This window comes from Leisingera sp. SA215 (assembly GCF_055902035.1).
Genome location: NZ_JBVVXU010000047.1, coordinates 1 through 16,639, shown reverse-complemented (window position 1 = coordinate 16,639; position 16,639 = coordinate 1). Strand labels below are relative to the sequence as shown.

Genomic DNA, 16,639 nt, shown 5'->3' with positions numbered 1-16,639 from the left:
CTTTTTCTCGCCGTGTTCGGCGGCCAGCCCGGCCATCATCCGCGCGAAGATACCTTTTTCGCTTCAACGCTTCCACCGGCTGTAGAGCGTTTTGTGCGGCCCGTAGGCGTCGGGGGCATCTCGCCAGCGCAATCCATTGCGATTGATGAAGATAATCCCGCTCAGCACCCGTTTGTCATCGGCCCGAGGCTTGCCATGCGGCTTCGGGAAAAAGGGGGTGAGCTTGGCCATCTGCTCGTCGGTCAGCCAGAAAAGATCGCTCATGTCACAGCTCCATTTTCCGAGCCGTGAATCATGCAGTGCGGCGGAAATCAATGCATCCTGACCCTAGAGCATGTAAGTGCAGAAAACCGAAAAGGATGCTCGCGGTTGCGGCAACGAAACTTCGGCGGCGCGGCCAATTTCTCACCGGTCATTTAAACGTTTCAATTGCAGAAGATCGCAAGCTATTTTTTTGCCGTGTCGGGTTTCAACAATTACAACGCGGGGCAAAAACGCGTTCGCGGCGTATGCGCTATTTTGTCAAATCAGCTGGTGCTTCGGCAGCGAGATAAACCCCGCAGCGTTTGAGCGCGGCGCGCAGGTCCGGGGTTTTGCCGAGATACCGCCAGACCGTCTGATAAGTTGTGATCTCATTTCCGGTTTCCGGCTCGGTCCCGAGAATTAACCCGGCCAGCGTTGTGGAATTGTCGAAATCCCCGAGCGACAGCACGATGCAAGAGGTTGATTTCCGTATCTTGCTCTCCTGAATGACACAGAACAGACGCCCGGCTTGCTGCGTGGCGATGCCCTCGAATTTGAGCCGCTTAGGCAGGTTGATCTGGTCCCGGGGATAGCGGGCGATGATCTTGACTGCCGTGCCGCGGCCGCTTTGCGCCACTTTGACCAGCTGGACGTAGACATTTGAAGGATCTGCCGGGTCGGTGAGGTAGCCCTGGTAATAACCGGTCTGCGCTGCCGGTTCGCTTTGGTTCAAAAACAGACGCCGGGCAAAACCGGTGGCCGGGTCCCGCGCAGCCAGCATCGGCGGCCGCAGCCGGACCAGCTCGCGGAAGGCCTCTGGCGCTATGAAGATCTCATGCTCGTCGACACCGAAGAAATCACAGATCCGCCGCAGGGTTTGCAGAGATGGCTGGGACTGGCCGGTCAGGTAGCGGTTGAACTGAGTCCGGTTCAGATTTGCGCGGCGGCAGATGTCGGCCACCGAATTTCCATAACTGGTGAGTGTGCTCAGGTTTTGTGAAAGGTTTGAGGGCATGGCCTCTCCTGACGCTAGTAGACGCTACTGTCGCCCAACCAGCGTCCAGCCGCAACGTTTATTACCATTGCCCGGGATTTCCCGCGCGGCCTAGCCTGTTCCCAGGAAGAGCAAGACGACAGGGAACAGCATGAAACACTTCAATCACCTCGCCTGCAGCACGGCGATCAGCCTTGTGTGCAGCGGATTTGGCGGCACCGCGATTGCGGAAACGGCGGATCTGGTCATTCAGCACGGCCGTATCCTGACGATGGACGAAAACCGCACAAAGGCCAGCGCGATTGCGGTGAAAGGCAACACCATTCTGTTCACCGGCGACGATGACGCGGCAGAGGATTTCATTGGAGCGGACACCCAGGTCATTGATGCCGAGGGGCAGATCATCCTGCCCGGGCTGCATGACGTGCATATCCATCCGCTGTTTGCTATCAATCCAATCTACAAGGGCGAAAAATTCGAATGCAATTTCGAAGGCGCTTCAGTCGACATGGGCGCGACTGTGGCCAAGCTGCGGGCTTGCCTGCAAGAGGCCGAGCTGAACAGCGATGGCTGGCTGATCGGCAAATATTTCAACCCGCCCTCGCTGCTGAGCGTGACCGAGACCTACCCAAGCGTCATTGCGGCGCTGGATGCGGTTTCGGCCACGACACCGATCCTGCTGGAAGGGTCCGACGGGCATGCCTTCGGGGCCAATACCGCCGCCTTGGCGCAGGCACATCATCCTGATACCGGCAAGCCGACCCCGGTAACGGCGGCCAGCCTGAAAACGGACTATGCCGCCTATGCCGAGTATTTCAACATTGATGCCGATGGCAATCCGGATGGCACCGCGAAGGATTTTGCCGGCCATATAATCGGCGCCCCGGTTGCGGGCCTCGAGAACTACAAGCCTGTGCTGGATGATCTGACCGCGCTGATGGCGTCAAACGGGATCACCTCGGCCCAGGACGCCTGGGTTTCTGACCAGATTGCAGAGGTCTACGAATATTTGGAAGCGCAGGATCTGCTGAAGTTCCGTCTGCGGCTCAACACCCATATCGACAGCAACGTGATGGGCGGGCGCACCCGCGAACTCGATCTCGACGCCGCCATGGCCCATGCCGGTGCCATGCGGGCCCGGTTCGAGGGGGCGGAGTATATCAAGGCGGACGGGATCAAGATGTTCGTTGACGGCGTGGTGGAATATCCGACCCAGACCGCAGCGATGCTGAACCCCTATCTAGAGCCGGTAATGGGTGAGGAAATGGAGATCAAGGGCTATGTCGATCAGGACGGCGACGTCTGCAGCGAAGCCCGCGCCCATCTAGCTGATTATGCGATCCCTGCGGCGGCCGATGCCTTTCGGACGGCCCATGGCCATGATGCCTCGCAATGCGAAAAGCGCTACGGGCTTCTGGAGTTCTCGCCGCAGGAACTGAACCGCGCGGTGACCGCCTTTGACGCTGCGGGCTTTACCGTTCATATGCACACGATTGGCGACGGCGCGGTGAAAACGGCGCTGGATGCCATCAGTGCGGCGCGCAGCGCAAACGGCAGCAGCGGGTTGCCGCACAACCTCGCACATATCCAGTTTGTCTCCGATGAGGAGATTGCGCGCATTGGCGAAATGGGTGTTGTGGTGACCCCGACCATGGCCTGGGCGGTGCCGTTCTGGGAATATGACACCACGGTCAACCCCTTCATCAACAACGTGGATTCACTGGTAGATATGGACAAGCTTTACCGCCAAGATGGCCTTTGGGGGGATCGGGTGTACCCGTTCCGCAGCATCCGGGATGCCGGCGGCATTGTCGCTGCCGGCAGCGATGCGCCGGTGGATGTGCCGTCACCGCAGCCCTTCGTTAACATGGCGGCTGGCCTGATACGGGCAGATCTGCTGCCGGCTAACCCGCTTTCCCAGGATGAAAACCAGAAAACCGTGGTGGTTGCGGTCAACGCCGAGGAAGTTTTGGAGTTGGACGACGTTCTGGCCGCCTATACGGTGAACGGTGCGATTGCGATGGGGCAGCAGGATCTGACCGGGTCGCTGGAGCCGGGAAAACGTGCGGATCTGATCATGATTGATACCGACATCGAAGCGCTATCGCAGAAGGTGGAGACGATTTGGGACATCGCCGAGACCCAGGTCTTGCTCACAGTCTTCGACGGTGAGATTATCCACGACGCACGCTGAAGCAATTGCGATTGTCCAAGACAATAGCCTGGGCAGTTTCGCCCGGGCTTCAAAACCTGATACCCCCAAGTTCGACACTTCCGAGCCGGATTTGAAATTCCTGCGATTAGGGTGTGTAGCTATTTCAATGGGTTAGGGTTAGATGATGTGATGCTTCCAGCGGCTTGCGCCGTCACACGCCGTACTCGTATTCATCATTTATATAAGGGCTCAGGCGGTGATGGCTCTCGCCACATAACGCAGAAGAGCATCACCAAGACTGGCGGCCGTCAGTACCTGCAACTGGTCGTGTCCTTCCGCAATGACCGCGGTCAGGTTCGCGTGCGCGTCATTGCCAACCACGGACGCCTCGACGACCTCACCCCGGAAAAGCTGGAGCCGCTGATCAACGGTCCCAATCGGGCTGTTGGCCGGGCCGAAAACACTGCCTCCGAGGTCATCCATGAGCCGGGGCGGAGCTTTGGCGACGTCTTCGCGCTCCAAGAACTCTGGTGTGAACTGGGGATCGGCACGACCCTGAAACGCACTCTGCGCTCCTCGCGCCGGGAATTCGACGCCGAGGCACTGGTCCGCGCCATGGTATTCAACGAAGGCTCGGTTCAGCGGGTATAGCAATCCGAACTGTTCTCTCTGGCGTTCACGCAGCGACCTTGGTTCCGCGCATGATCCACAGCAGTGCCAGCGCCATCGACGCGACCACGGGCAGCGCGGCGAGCGCAAGCGCAGTCCAGCCCGCGCCGACCACGAGGGCACCGGAGGCGAAGGCGCAGATCGACGCGGCGAGCGCAATCGCGGTGTCGTTGATGCCCTGAACGGCGGCGCGCTCTGACGGGGCGAGCACGTCCGCCAGCAGCGCGGTCGCGCCGACGAACCCGAGGTTCCACCCGACGCCCAGGACGACCAGCGCGGCGTAAAAGTGGATGATCGTCAGTCCCGAGGCGGCGATCACCGCAGACGCGCCCAAAAGAGCGAGCCCTGTCGCAACGACGGCGGTGGTGCCAAACCGCTTGATGAGGAAGCCGGTCACGAAGCTGGGTGCGAACATGGCGACCACGTGCCAGCGCACAACATCGCCCGCGGCAGCCTCGGCGAAGCCGCAACCGACAATCGCGATCGGCGTCGGCACCATCAACAGAATCATGACGCCTTGCGAGACCGCTGCTGCGGCGATGGCGACTGCGACTGTGGGGCGCCGCAGGACGGCCATAACGCCGGCGGACGGGGCAGAGGGCCCCTCCGTCCGGGACGCCCGCGCCAGCCCGCGCACGAAGGGGAGTGGCAGCACGCCGGCCGCGCTCAGCACGACGACAGCGGCATAGGCACCCGCGAACGGGACCGGAGCGAGCGCGTCCTTGGTGCGAGTGAAGACCTCCGGCCCCGCGAAGGCGGCGATCAGCCCGGAGGTCAGCATCAGTGAAATCGCAACCGGCCGCCACCGGTCCGGCACGACCTCCGCAGCGGCGAAACGGAAGAACTGGAAGCAGGCCAGTGCCGCCCCGAGGGCGACATGGCCCAGGAGCAGAAGCGGGAAACTGCCCCAGAGGAGGCCAACGGCCGCCGCCGCCCCGCCCGTTGCAGCCAACGCCGCGCCCGCCACAAACCCCGCCCGGCGGCCGAAGCGCCCCATCATAAGCGAGAACGGCGCCGCCGCCACAAGGCCCGCTAGGGTTTGGACGGACGCGGGCAGCGTGGCGAGGGCGGGCGTGGGCGCCAATGTCAGCCCCGCCAGCCCACCAAGGATGATAAGCATTGGCATGGCCGAGCCGAGCACGGCATTCGCGCCCAAGAGCAGCGCGAAGTTCAGGGCGCTCGCCTGTGTTCTCTCAGTCGTGATCTTCATCGCGTCGTCCCTTTTCGGCGAAGTTAGTTGACACAAGGCGAAGGTAGGGCGTAACGCTTGTGGCAGGAATGTCATTCAGGCATCAAAAATGGCCAAACCTACCTGCCCCTCCCGGCGCATCGACGTACTGCTGTTTGACGGTGTTAACGCGCTCGACGTCTCAGGCCCTGTCCAAGCCTTTGCGGAAGCAAGGCGGGAGGGTTCGATGCTCTACGTCCCGCGCTTTGTCAGCATGGGCGGCAAACCGGTGCGTGCGTCTTGCGGACTCAGTCTGACCGCTGATGCACCGGTCGACGCCAAGTCCGATGCAGACGACCTTCTTGTGCCGGGCGGCGTCGGGATCGATCCGCAGTTGATGAGTACGGAACTCGTCCGCACGGTCTCCGCTTGGACAAAGGGTCGCTCGGAACGGCGCGTGATCGCCGTGTGTTCGGGCGCGCTCCTGCTCGCGCAAGCGGGCGTTCTGGACGGGCTGGCGGCGACGACGCACTGGTCGCGCGCCGCCATGGTTCGGGATCGGTTTCCCGCCGTGCGGTGGGAGATGGACCGCATTTACGTCGAGCATCCGCACGTCATGACCTCGGCCGGCGTGACGGCGGGCATCGATCTGGCCCTCGCGGTGATCCGGCGCGACCACGGGCCCACAGTCGCGCTCACCGTTGGGCGCGAGCTTGTCGTCCAAACCCGCCGCTCAGGCGGTCAGGCGCAGTTCTCGCCCGCCCTCGACGCGCAGCATGCCGCAGAGCCCGCGATTGCCTTGCTGGTCGAGGCGATCGTCTCGGACCCATCCCGCGACTGGACGCTGGCGGCGATGGCGGCCGCGGCCGCGACCAGCGAACGAACACTGTCCCGACGCTTCCACGCCGCGACCAGCAGCAGCCCATCGAAGTTTGTTGAGCGGATCCGGGTCGAGCACGCGAGGGATGGTCTCAGCTCTGGGACGCCGATTCAGACCGTGGCCGCGCGGTCGGGCTTTGGCGATGCCCAGCGGATGCGCCGCGCGTTCGTCCGCCACCTTGGGGTTACAGCAGCGGATTACGCCAAGATGTTCGGATAAGGCGCACCCGGGGCGACGGCCGGGTGACATGGGTCAGCTGTTGTAATAGCGTCCTTGCTGGCTTTCAGAACGCTCGGGCGGCCGGGTCTAAATCCATATATACCGCAATGCTGCGCCCGCAGTGCCATCCCCAAAGCGGATGATGTGGATGGCTCCTGCTCCACCCGGCGTCGCAATGCGCCATACTGCAGGTGTCAAAATCTGCTTTTGAGAGGAGCCACCCAATGCAAGTAAAAACCATAGGACTGGATCTAGCCAAGGATGTTTTCCAGGTTCATGGAGTTTCTGTGACCGGCGACAAGGTCTTCAACAAGAAGATCAAACGCGCAAAACTGTTAGAGTTCTTCAAGAGCCTACCGCCTTGTGTTGCGGGCATGGAGGCGTGAGCTTCGGAAGTTAGGTCACGATGTTCGTTTGATGCCAGCAACTTACGTCAAGCCATATGTCAAACGTGGGAAAACTGACGCGGTGGATGCGGAGGCAATCTGCGAAGCAGTTGGCCGCCCGACAATGAGATTTTCCGAGATCAAGACGGAAGATCAGCAGGCCCTTTTGACGGCACACCGCACGCGCGAGCTCATCGTCCGCCAGAGAACCCAGGTCTCGAACATGATACGTGGGATGTTGCGTGAGTTCGGCTATGTTCTTCCAACCGGGGTCGAGGCTATGGTCCGCTTTTCCAAAAATCATCTTGAAGGCGATCTACCTAAAATTCCGGAACTGGCGAACGGGGTTCTCGGTACCTTGTGTTATCAACTCCTTGGGCTTAGCGCCCGAATTGAAGGCTTTTCCAAGTTGATTGAAAGCCATGCCCGAAACGATGCCAATGCGCGGCGATTGATGCAGGTGCCTGGGATTGGCCCAATCACGGCATCAGCTATTGTGGCGACCATCGGCGACGCCAAACAGTTCAAAACCGGACGAGATCTGGCCGCTTGGCTGGGCTTAACCCCGCTCAATAAATCCAGTGTGCATATTCCGGAGAATCCGCCCACCCATTCCGACAATATGCGCCCACCTGTTCCGGGCTATTCGCCCACCTTTGACGCGTTGCCTTGAGGCATAGGTTTCGGGGTATCAGGTTTGGGGTGTTCCGTCATCCATTTTGGCGATGGTCTTGCGCATGGACTGCCCTTCGAGTTCGAGGCGGTAGGCGTTGTGAACGATGCGGTCGAGGATAGCGTCCGCAAAGGTCGGCTCGCCGATGACATCATGCCATGCCTTGATGGGCAGCTGGCTGGTGATCATGGTTGAGCCGCGGCCGTAGCGGTCTTCGACTATCTCCATCAGATCGCGGCGCTGCGGTGCGGTCAGCCGGTCCGGCCCCCAGTCATCGAGGATCAGCAACTGGGCTTTCGTGAGACTGCGGAACAGGCGGGGGAAGCGGCCATCGCCATGGGCCATTTCGAGCTCCTCGAAGAGGCGCGGCATGCGCTTGTAGAGCACGGTGGTGCCATCGCGGCAGGCGGCCTGCGCCAGGGCGCAGCCCAGCCACGTTTTGCCGACACCGCACGGGCCGGTGATGATCAGATTGCGCTTTTCGGTGATCCACTTGCCCGTGAGCAGGCTCTGGAACAGGGCTTTGTCGAGGCCGCGGCGGGCGCGGTAATCGACATCTTCCGGGCAGGCGCCCACATGGCGCAACCTGGCCGCGCGCATGCGGGCGTCAAAGCGCTTGGTCTCGCGGCTGGCGGCTTCACGGTCGGCAAGCAGACCAAGCCAATCGGCGTGGGTCAGACCGGCGGCGCTGTCCTGCGCCTGCAATTCGGCAAAGGCCTCCGCCATGCCATCGAGGCGCAGGGCTTTCAGGCGGTCGAGGGTTGGGTGGGTCAGCATGAGTATCCTTTCAATGGAAGTAGTCGGCGCCACGGATGTTGGGGTGGGTGATAGCAGGCTCCTCCGCGGCGCGGGTGCGGGGCTTGCGCTCCAGCCCGTTCTTCAGGATCGAATGGACCGATGAATAGGAACGGGCGTTGATCTCGAGCGCCCGCTTGCAGGCAGCGTCAAGGCGGTCCCGGCCGAACTTGTCGGCCAGGCGGATCACACCCAGGCAGGTGCGGTAGCCCTGTTCGGGATGTTTGCGCCCGCGCATCACCACCTCGGCGAAGATCGCCACATTCGGGCCCACACGGGTGGCCCGGGCATGGATGCGCTGCGGCGTCCAATCTTCGCGGAACCGGTGATGGGCGGGCATATGATCCCGCTGGGTGGAGTGCTGTCCATTGCCGGAGGTGCGGACATGCGAAGCCACGCGTTGTCCGCCGTGGAAAGCCTCGACGGTGCGGGCGGTGATGCGGGCCCACAGCTCTTTCTTCACCAGCTGATGCGGCACGGAATAGTAATGCCGGCCGATTGCGATGTGGTAATCGATCCCCGCGCGGCATTTCTTCCATTCGGCATAGACGTAGGGCTCCGCTGGCAGCGGCTTCAAGGCGGGCCTGTCCAGTTGTTCGAACAGCTGCCGGCGGCTGGCGCCAAGGTGGCGGGAGACCTTGTTGTTGAGCCTGTCCAGCAACGGGCGGATGGCGGCGTTTAATTCCTCAAGGCTGAAGAATTGCCGGTTGCGCAGCCGCGCCAGGATCCAGCGTTCGACCAGCTGGACAGCGCTCTCGACCTTCGCTTTGTCCTTGGGCTTGCGCGGCCTCGCGGGCACCACGGCAGTATCGTAATGCGCTGCCAGATCCGCGTAGGTGCGGTTGAGCTCGGGATCATAGAAGCAGGCCTTGGTGACGCCGGCCCGAAGATTATCGGGCACCACCTGGGCGGCCACCCCGTCAAAAAAGGAAAAGGCCCGCACGTGGCTGGCGACCCAATCCGGCAGCGTCTGGGTCCAGGTCGCCTCGGCGAAGGTGAAGCTGGAAGCGCCGAGGGTGGCGACAAACAGCTGCGCGGCGCGCACCTCGCCGGTCTCGGGGGCGATCACGTCAATCGTGGCTCCGGCATAGTCGACGAACAGCCGCTCGCCTGCCGGATGGCGCTGGCGCATCACCGGCGACAGCTTGCCTTCCCAGCGGGTATAGAGCTCGCAAAAGCGGCTGTAACCGAAGCCGTCAGGATAGGCCTCGCGGTACTCCTCCCACAGAAGGGAAAGCGTGACGCCCTTGCGGCGCAATTCCCGGTGGACATAGGACCAGTCCGGTTGCGATGTGCGGCGCTGGTTGGCACGAGCAGACGGGGCGAACAACCGCTCCTCGAGGTCAGCATCGGACATCTCCGGCGGCAGTGGCCAGCTCAGGCCAGCGTCGCGGGCGCGATCCAGGTATCCCCGCAGGGTCGTGCGGCCAATTGCCAGGCTCGACGCCATCTGGCGGGTCGACAGGCCCTCGGCTGAAAGTCGCAGTACGTCTCGTATCTTCCGCATTGGCAATCTCTTCATCGCGCTCCCTCCGGTCCCAAAAGAACCGCAAGGTAGCGGGCTGCAGATCGCCTCGCAGCAACTCGTCAGAGGGGTGGGCGAATAGCCCGGAATCGACGGGCGGATAAAATCGGAATGGGTGGGCGCATCAGATCGGAATCACTGGGCGCGTGCGCCCGGAATACGCATCCAGTGGCGGCAAAGAGAGGCTTGGGCGGATTACCAAGAAGGGAGATCACTACCTCAGAAAACTCCTTGTCGTTGGCATGACATCGCGCGCATTGATGGCAAAACTCCATCCCGAGAAAGTCGATATCTGGACCGCAAGGATGCTCGCTGGAAAGCCGGTCCGGCTTGCAACAGTTGCCATGGCAAACAAAACGGCGCGCGTGATCTGGGCAATGCTGACGAGACAGGAGAATTACCGGCAGCCGGTCACCTGATCGGGAAACCTGCCAGAAATGCAAGACGCATGATGTGATGACGCGGAACAAAGTCAACCAAAAGCAAGGACACTCCGGGAATGACGATGGCCTCTTTAGGCCGTGAAGCCGATTGGAACCTCGCTTGCGGAAAACATCAAGGCCAATGGCAGATCACCACGTGAACGGGCCGGACAGACGACTGTACTGAACAGACGCCGCAATAAAGGTCAAAAATGTCTTGCAATGAAGGAGCCATCCACAGAGGTCATTTGTGCATCGCGCAGCGTTTCCTTGGTGCGAGCGATTGCAACCAAGACTTACCTGCCACAACCCGCTGAAGCAAAGTCATTCTGACTTGATCGTTTCTCAAACCGAAGCATGCCCCCGCAAGCGCACCACGAGAGGCATCATTGCCAATACTAAAACCGCTGCGAAGAGGAAGGGAGCTCCCGGCAAGTAAAAGCCTTGATCGTCAACAGAGGCCTTGAACAGGCCGGTCATCACGAGGGGCGCCAAGATTGCCGCGACGGATGACAGCGACGCGATAACGCCCTGCACCACCCCTTGCCGGTCTTCATCCACCTGGTTCGATGCCATGGCCGTCAGCAAGGCAGGCACAAGATCAGACAGCGCTGCGAGCATAAGAAAGACGGCCAGAGCCGCAACCGACCCGGTAAAGCCGAAACCGATCATTCCGGTCAGCGCCGATATCATGCCGAGCATCAAGGTGCGGAAGTCCCCGATCCATCTGATAAGGATTGGCATCAGCCCGCCCTGGACCAAAGCCAGAAGCACGCCGTAGGCCGCAAGCGACAGCCCGATGTAAAGCGTCGGCCAATCGAATACTTCGCGGGTCCAGAAAGCCCAAAGCGTCGGGTAGACCATATTGGCAAACTCGAAGATCAAAATGCACAGCAGCGGCACTGCAAGCCCCGGCAGCCGGAAGGCATCGAAAATCGATTTAAACGGATTGAGATCTCGCTTGCCAAAGGCGCGGCGTTTCTCCGGCACCAGGCTCTCAGGCAGCACAAAAACTCCGAAAAGAGCATTGCCGGCCGACAGAACCGCCGCAATCCAAAACGGCGCCGCGATGCTGACTTCTGCCGCAACACCGCCGATGGCCGGACCAAGTACGAAACCGATCCCGAACGCGGCGCCGATGAGGCCGAAATTCGCGGCTCTTTCCCGCGGCGAAGATATGTCCGCAATATAGGCGGTGGCGGTGATGTAGGTCGCCCCGGCAAGGCCTGCGAGCGTCCGGCCAAGCAAGAGCAGCCAGAAACTGCCCGCCAAGGCCATGATCACATAATCAAGCGCCAGCATGGCAAGCGCGGCGATCAGGACCGGCCTGCGTCCAGCCGCATCGGAGATGCTGCCGACAATGGGGCCGCATAGGAACAGCGCGCCTGCATAGGCGGCCATCAGCAGCCCACCCCACAGCGCGCCTTTGCCGGTGTCCGCTGCACCCACGCGCTCCATCAGGTCCGGCATGATTGGGAAAACGATACCAACGCCGATAGCGTCGATCATCAGCGTAATCAGAATAAAGACGATGGCCCGGTTCTTGAACATGCAGCCCTATCGGTCGGCCGCTGAGGCAAAGCAAGCCGAAAGAGGCGCCATAGCGGGACACCGGACACGGCAGGCAGCGAACAATACTCTGACGTATGTAGCTGCATCAGCTCTGACCAGCCTTCGGATACGGCGCTGCTTCCGTTGCAATCTGCTGAATAATAACGAGCTTTGCGGCCCAATGCTGCCGCCAAATACCTCCTAGCCTTCTGCATTGCAGCTTCCCCAGACCCGTCATTTGTGCTCAGCGCAGCATTCTTTCAAAGTAACAATGGTAGGCGGGAGTTGCAGCAACTGAGGGCAAACAGCTACGAAAGAATGGTGTCATAGATTGCTGTAAAACCCCAACAATTGAGCCTCGGCAATCTGTGATTGGCAGTCCTCAAGCCTCAAGCGCGTCTCGTGGTTCATTGCCGGGAACCGACAAAAAGTGATGTCGTTTGTGGCAGCCGGCCCACGTGGCGTTACTCACTTCTGATAACGTGAAAGCGATCAAGTAAGGAAACCTTGATTATTGCCTGACGGCAGTAGAACCGGCCGAAAGGACTTGCTTTTCCCTGATGCCGTAGCCATGCCACACACCGTGGTACATTCTATTGTTCAATCCCCCCTGTCTTTGGCCGATCTCGGCTGGTCCCAGTTCTTTGGCAGCCAGCTTCGGCCTGACGAGACAGGGTTTGCCCGGATGCGCATTGCGACTGTCCACCGGTCCCGAATGACAGCCGTTTGTGAAACCGGCCCGGTGAAGCTGAACCTGCCCGCCCAAACGAATACGGCAAATTTCGCTGTTGGGGACTGGATACTGGCGGATCCACGGACCCGCATAGTCATTCGCCGTTTGGAACGACGTGCCCTCTTGCAGCGCCGGACCGAGGGTGCCCGGACCCAGCAACTGATCGCTGCAAACGTGGACACGCTCTTCATCGTTACCTCCTGCAATGACGATTTCAATCAAGCCCGGCTGGAACGCTACCTGGCTCTCGCAAATGAGGCGGGTGTAAACCCGGTGATTGTCTTGACAAAAGCCGATCAAACGGCGGATGTGGAGCGGTACCGGCAGCAGGCGGAAGACCTTCAGCGCGAAATGGCCGTCGTTGCGGTGAACGCGAAAACCCGCGATGCGGTGACGGCTTTGGCTCCGTGGTGCGGATCAGGGCAGACTATTGCTCTGGCCGGATCATCCGGGGTTGGGAAATCAACTCTGCTCAACACTCTTGCTGCCAAGCCACCTGAGGAAGCACAGCTTACGGGCGGCATTCGGGAGGATGATGCGAAGGGGCGCCATACAACCACGTCGCGCTCCCTGCACTCCATCAAGGGCGGGGGCTGGGCGATCGACACGCCGGGAATGCGTGCGCTGCATGTCAGCGATGTCGGGGCTGGTCTGGACATGCTGTTCGCGGAGATCACTGAGCTTGCACCCAAGTGCCGCTTTCGGGATTGTACCCACGCGCATGAGCCAGGCTGTGAGGTTCAGGCAGCGGTTGCAGCTGGGGCAATCGACCCAGGTCGACTTGGCCGGTGGCGCAAGCTTGTCGAGGAAAACGACAGCAACACGCGCTCTGAAACCAGGGCCCGTGGCAACAAGACCCCAGACGTCCGTGGCAAGCGACGCTGAGCCAACTCCCACTAGGCGCGACCTGTGATCAACCAAGATTGAGCTCTCCGGTCCAAAGTCCCAGTTGCCCGGTTCGTTCAACGCCGGCTGCAGCTTACCCAGGCCAGCCATTCGTGCTCAGTTCAACACTGTTATGGCCCTAAGGCCGGCGACGGGTCGACAACCTCGCGGGGCAATGCCAGTTGTTTTCCGCTTTCGCAAAGCCGCGCAGCGCTCTAAGCATCCCTATCTTCGCTAGCCCGGGAAATATCATGGCGCAAAAGGCCACCATCTACAAAGTAGAGCTTTCCGTATCCGATATGGATCGGCATTATTACGAGACCCACAAGTTGACCGTCGCCAAGCATCCTTCGGAGACGGATGAACGGTTGATGGTGCGTATTCTCGCTTTTGCGCTGAACGCCCATGAGCAATTGGAACTTGCTAAGGGCCTTTCAACAGATGATGAGCCAGATATTTGGCAGAAAAGCCTGAGTGGCGAGCTTGAACTATGGGTAGCGTTAGGACTTCCCAGCGAGAAGATTGTTCGTCAATCTTGTGGCAAGGCCAAAGAGGTGATTGTCTATAGCTATGGCAGGACCGCTGAGGTTTGGTGGGAAAAGATCAAAAACAGCACCACCCGGTTTGATAACCTTCAGGTTGTCAATTTTTCAGAGGCGGCCACCCGTGATTTGGGCAACCTTGCAAGCCGATCGATGAAGCTGCAGGTCAATATTCAGGATGGTGATATCATGGTCAGTGCTGATGATAGCATCGTTTACGTGACCCAGGCCAAATGGAAGAATGCGGTGTAGGCACCGCAGATTAGGCATCTGCTTTCCCTCTGGATGATGCCCTGTTTTGAGGGCCATAATCAGCTCCCCCAAAGCGACCGGCCCTGAGCGGTCATTACTGACACTTCAAAATGCTGCGGCGCAATCCGTCGAAGGAGACATTCTCTGCGCCTGCTAAGTTAACGTCGTCTGGAACTCCTGGATCACGGACGATCCCAACTTCCGACGCCGCCGCTCAAAAAATCACCCTGCGTCATGGCCGCGAAGCATGGCAGGACGTGTTCCAGCTATCCTTGGGACTTCGATTGGAGCGCAATCTTTCGTATCCCCTTGAGCAGCCGCTCGTTGCTTGCCTGACTAATATAGGGCTGCCACCCCCGGCGAGCTTCGACAAAACCTTGGCTCGCCGTCTCACAGTCTTGAAGAGACTGCAGCGCCTCACTCATCCGGTCAAGGCACGCTAATGCACTCGCCAGGATGTAGTGGGCAGGCGCATATTCCGGCTCGCGTCTGATTGCACGGCGTGCGCAATCGACTGCCGCTTCATGCATATCGGAATTCACGTATGCCCGGGCGAGGAACGTGAGGTGCGAATGCAACTGCGCATCGGCCGGGTTAAGTTCCTGCGCCTTCTCCATCAGCGAAATACCTTGCGGGTCGCCCGCGAGATCAGACTTGTTGCCGAGCGCGTGCAACGCATAGGCGTCGTTCGGATTGAGCTCAACGGCAGTGCGGGCCTCTGCCAATGCGTCATCGACCCTGTTCAGCCATTGGTAAGCGGTGCTGAGCTCGTGATGTGCAAAGGAAGACGCTTCGTCGCATTCGATTGCCGCCCGTGCTGCCTCCATCGCCAGTGCCGCTGTCGCGAAACGATCGCCGGTTTCGCCAATTAGAATCTCCATATTGTAGGACATCGCCAGCCCGGCATGAGCATCTGCATAGCCGGGTCTCAGTGCGATCGCCTGTTTGAAAAGCGCGCGCCCTTCTGTGACCCCTTCAAGTGTACGTCTCCGCACCAGCGGCAGTGCGCGCAGGCAAAGTTCCCATGCATCAAGATCCGCGGGACAACGAACACTCGACCGCCGCGCTTCGGCCAGCGCCACCTCAGGCGCAATGTGCGCTGCAATGCACTGCACTATGTCGTCCTGAACTTCAAAGATGCCGGTGAGTTCGCGGTCGTATTTTTCCGCCCATACATGGTGGCCTGCACTGCAATCGACCAGCAGAACACTGATCCTTATCCGCCCGCCGCCTTTCCTGATACTACCCTCAAGGATGTATCTCGCACCGAGTTCGCGCCCGGCGTCGATTACGTTTACATCCCTGCCTTTATACTCGAAGCATGAGTGCCGGGCGATAACAGGAAAGGTTCGCCAGTAGGTCAGCGCTGTGATGATGTCGTCGGTCAGACCGTCCGCGAAAAACTCCTGTTCAGGATCGCCGCTGTGGTTCGCCAGAGGAAGGACGGCGATGGCAGGCAGATCAAAGTTCGCTTGCGTGCCTGCTGGACCGGCGTGGACAGCGGCCACCGGTCGAACAGGCTCCGGTCCGGTCGCGGGGTGCCAGCGCCAAACGTGGATTGGCTGCGGCTTTCCCTTGATCTGAAAGGCTCCGTCATCAGTGAATTCGGCCTCGATCCGCTTACCAAGACTTTCACGAACTACCGAAGAGATGCAGACACCACCCGGCTCGGCCAGTCCTTCCAGACGAACCGCGACGTTCACTCCGTCGCCGTAGATATCCTCTCCGTCCGCAACCACGTCGCCGAGATTTAGGCCTATGCGAAGGCGGATTGGGCCATTGGAGGCCGCCATCGCTTTCTGGATAGCGAGTGCGCATTCGACGGCTTCCAGGATCGAGCGGAACTCGACCAAAGCTCCATCGCCCATCAGCTTAACGATCCGGCCGCCGCGTTTTTCCGTCTCCGGGTAAAACAACTCGGCACGATGGGTCTTGAGTGCCGCAAGCGTGCCTGCCTCATCCTCATCCATGAGGCTTGAGTAGCCCACGATATCAGCGGCAAGAATTGCGGCAAGACGGCGCTGCATGCCATGCCTCCTCTCACCAGAAGCTTAACCGCATGTCTCACAGGGCGCCATCTCTCGCGATCACATTAGAGTGCCGAAATTGCCGCGGACCCGACGCTCATTGAGCCAGGATGGATTCTCGGCAAAGGGCTCGAACGCGCGGATCTCTGCAGCGGTATAGACAACGGGGGAGCCCGTCCCGGTCGGCTGAACTTCGTTCCTGTTCCCGGACACCGGGGTAAAGTACCCCTGTCCAAGAAAGGAACATGGAATGGGACACTCGAGGCGGACGTTCACAGACGAGTTTAAAGCCGCAGCTGTTGGTCGGCTTTATAAGCCTGGCGCCACACAAACCGGCGTGGCCAGGGAACTGGGTGTGACGAGCTCGCAGTTGAAGACCTGGCGCTTGGAGATCGAAGCGGCAGGATCAATGGCGGCACTGCGCAGGCAGCAGGCGGATGCGGCGGAGCTGGACCGTCTGCGCAAGGAAAACAAACGTTTGAAGCTGGAAAATGAAATCCTCGAGAAAGCTTCTGCTTTT

13 protein-coding genes and 3 pseudogenes are annotated in these 16,639 nt (G+C 60.2%); 9 read left to right on the top strand and 7 right to left on the bottom strand.

The window, feature by feature from the left end; translation table 11 throughout:
* Both AC0KW6_RS21735 and AC0KW6_RS21730 read right to left on the bottom strand, forming a co-directional pair.
* Window positions 1–264, bottom strand: a pseudogene (locus tag AC0KW6_RS21735) (transposase); the annotation flags it as partial.
* A 250-nt stretch (window positions 265–514) separates the two neighbouring features.
* Window positions 515–1,258 (bottom strand): helix-turn-helix transcriptional regulator, encoded by a 744-nt coding sequence (locus tag AC0KW6_RS21730; protein ID WP_323782977.1) that lies wholly within the window; start codon window positions 1,256–1,258, stop codon window positions 515–517.
* Between the two features lie 130 nt (window positions 1,259–1,388).
* On the opposite strand from AC0KW6_RS21730, the gene AC0KW6_RS21725 reads away from it, so the two are divergent.
* Window positions 1,389–3,431 carry an amidohydrolase gene (locus AC0KW6_RS21725; protein WP_474036083.1) on the top strand — a complete coding sequence of 681 codons (2,043 nt, stop codon included), beginning with the start codon at window positions 1,389–1,391 and terminating at the stop codon, window positions 3,429–3,431.
* 249 nt (window positions 3,432–3,680) lie between these two features.
* A pseudogene (locus AC0KW6_RS21720) lies at window positions 3,681–4,019 on the top strand (IS1634 family transposase); the annotation flags it as partial.
* 49 nt (window positions 4,020–4,068) lie between these two features.
* On the opposite strand, the gene AC0KW6_RS21715 reads toward AC0KW6_RS21720, so the two are convergent.
* Complete coding sequence (locus AC0KW6_RS21715) at window positions 4,069–5,271, bottom strand: MFS transporter (RefSeq protein ID WP_323782987.1); 1,203 nt, start codon at window positions 5,269–5,271, stop codon at window positions 4,069–4,071.
* 88 nt (window positions 5,272–5,359) lie between these two features.
* On the opposite strand from AC0KW6_RS21715, the gene AC0KW6_RS21710 reads away from it, so the two are divergent.
* The 3 genes from AC0KW6_RS21710 (at window position 5,360) to AC0KW6_RS21700 (ending at window position 7,387) form a co-directional block, all read left to right on the top strand.
* Window positions 5,360–6,328 carry a GlxA family transcriptional regulator gene (locus AC0KW6_RS21710; protein WP_474036082.1) on the top strand — a complete coding sequence of 323 codons (969 nt, stop codon included), beginning with the start codon at window positions 5,360–5,362 and terminating at the stop codon, window positions 6,326–6,328.
* Window positions 6,329–6,552: 224 nt separating this feature from the next.
* Window positions 6,553–6,714: a hypothetical protein gene (locus AC0KW6_RS21705; RefSeq protein ID WP_474036081.1), complete on the top strand. Its 162-nt coding sequence runs from the start codon at window positions 6,553–6,555 to the stop codon at window positions 6,712–6,714.
* A 31-nt stretch (window positions 6,715–6,745) separates the two neighbouring features.
* Window positions 6,746–7,387, top strand: coding sequence for an IS110 family RNA-guided transposase (locus AC0KW6_RS21700; RefSeq protein WP_474036080.1), 642 nt, complete (start codon window positions 6,746–6,748; stop codon window positions 7,385–7,387).
* A gap of 18 nt (window positions 7,388–7,405) precedes the next feature.
* On the opposite strand, the gene istB is transcribed toward AC0KW6_RS21700, so the two are convergent.
* Window positions 7,406–8,164, bottom strand: coding sequence for an IS21-like element helper ATPase IstB (gene istB / locus AC0KW6_RS21695; protein WP_474036079.1), 759 nt, complete (start codon window positions 8,162–8,164; stop codon window positions 7,406–7,408).
* A 10-nt stretch (window positions 8,165–8,174) separates the two neighbouring features.
* Window positions 8,175–9,704 carry an IS21 family transposase gene (gene istA / locus AC0KW6_RS21690; protein ID WP_474036078.1) on the bottom strand — a complete coding sequence of 510 codons (1,530 nt, stop codon included), beginning with the start codon at window positions 9,702–9,704 and terminating at the stop codon, window positions 8,175–8,177.
* Window positions 9,705–9,859: 155 nt separating this feature from the next.
* On the opposite strand from istA, the pseudogene AC0KW6_RS21685 reads away from it, so the two are divergent.
* Window positions 9,860–10,126: pseudogene (locus tag AC0KW6_RS21685) on the top strand (transposase); the annotation flags it as partial.
* A gap of 348 nt (window positions 10,127–10,474) precedes the next feature.
* Here the strand turns inward: AC0KW6_RS21685 and AC0KW6_RS21680 are convergent.
* Window positions 10,475–11,680, bottom strand: coding sequence for an MFS transporter (locus tag AC0KW6_RS21680; protein ID WP_323783174.1), 1,206 nt, complete (start codon window positions 11,678–11,680; stop codon window positions 10,475–10,477).
* Between the two features lie 571 nt (window positions 11,681–12,251).
* On the opposite strand from AC0KW6_RS21680, the gene rsgA reads away from it, so the two are divergent.
* Together rsgA and AC0KW6_RS21670 are read left to right on the top strand one after the other, a co-directional pair.
* Window positions 12,252–13,298, top strand: a complete 1,047-nt coding sequence (rsgA, locus tag AC0KW6_RS21675; RefSeq protein ID WP_474036077.1) for a ribosome small subunit-dependent GTPase A — start codon at window positions 12,252–12,254, stop codon at window positions 13,296–13,298.
* A gap of 251 nt (window positions 13,299–13,549) precedes the next feature.
* On the top strand, window positions 13,550–14,092 hold the full coding sequence (locus AC0KW6_RS21670) for a YaeQ family protein (RefSeq protein WP_474036076.1): 543 nt from the start codon (window positions 13,550–13,552) through the stop codon (window positions 14,090–14,092).
* A gap of 266 nt (window positions 14,093–14,358) precedes the next feature.
* Here the strand turns inward: AC0KW6_RS21670 and AC0KW6_RS21665 are convergent, their stop codons facing one another.
* Entirely contained in the window at window positions 14,359–16,119 is a 1,761-nt protein-coding gene (locus AC0KW6_RS21665) for an adenylate/guanylate cyclase domain-containing protein (RefSeq protein ID WP_474036075.1), read from the bottom strand.
* 250 nt (window positions 16,120–16,369) lie between these two features.
* Here AC0KW6_RS21665 and AC0KW6_RS21660 point away from each other — a divergent pair.
* A partial coding sequence (locus AC0KW6_RS21660) for a transposase (RefSeq protein ID WP_474036074.1) occupies window positions 16,370–16,639 on the top strand: 270 nt, incomplete at its 3' end.

Excerpts from the sequence above, each read along its gene's own strand:
- AC0KW6_RS21730 (WP_323782977.1), bottom strand. The coding sequence starts at position 1,258 with ATGCCCTCAAACCTTTCACAAAACCTGAGCACACTCACCAGTTATGGA.
- AC0KW6_RS21725 (WP_474036083.1), top strand. The coding sequence starts at position 1,389 with ATGAAACACTTCAATCACCTCGCCTGCAGCACGGCGATCAGCCTTGTG.
- AC0KW6_RS21715 (WP_323782987.1), bottom strand. The coding sequence starts at position 5,271 with ATGAAGATCACGACTGAGAGAACACAGGCGAGCGCCCTGAACTTCGCG.
- AC0KW6_RS21710 (WP_474036082.1), top strand. The coding sequence starts at position 5,360 with ATGGCCAAACCTACCTGCCCCTCCCGGCGCATCGACGTACTGCTGTTT.
- AC0KW6_RS21705 (WP_474036081.1), top strand. The coding sequence starts at position 6,553 with ATGCAAGTAAAAACCATAGGACTGGATCTAGCCAAGGATGTTTTCCAG.
- AC0KW6_RS21700 (WP_474036080.1), top strand. The coding sequence starts at position 6,746 with ATGCCAGCAACTTACGTCAAGCCATATGTCAAACGTGGGAAAACTGAC.
- istB (WP_474036079.1), bottom strand. The coding sequence starts at position 8,164 with ATGCTGACCCACCCAACCCTCGACCGCCTGAAAGCCCTGCGCCTCGAT.
- istA (WP_474036078.1), bottom strand. The coding sequence starts at position 9,704 with ATGAAGAGATTGCCAATGCGGAAGATACGAGACGTACTGCGACTTTCA.
- AC0KW6_RS21680 (WP_323783174.1), bottom strand. The coding sequence starts at position 11,680 with ATGTTCAAGAACCGGGCCATCGTCTTTATTCTGATTACGCTGATGATC.
- rsgA (WP_474036077.1), top strand. The coding sequence starts at position 12,252 with ATGCCACACACCGTGGTACATTCTATTGTTCAATCCCCCCTGTCTTTG.
- AC0KW6_RS21670 (WP_474036076.1), top strand. The coding sequence starts at position 13,550 with ATGGCGCAAAAGGCCACCATCTACAAAGTAGAGCTTTCCGTATCCGAT.
- AC0KW6_RS21665 (WP_474036075.1), bottom strand. The coding sequence starts at position 16,119 with ATGCAGCGCCGTCTTGCCGCAATTCTTGCCGCTGATATCGTGGGCTAC.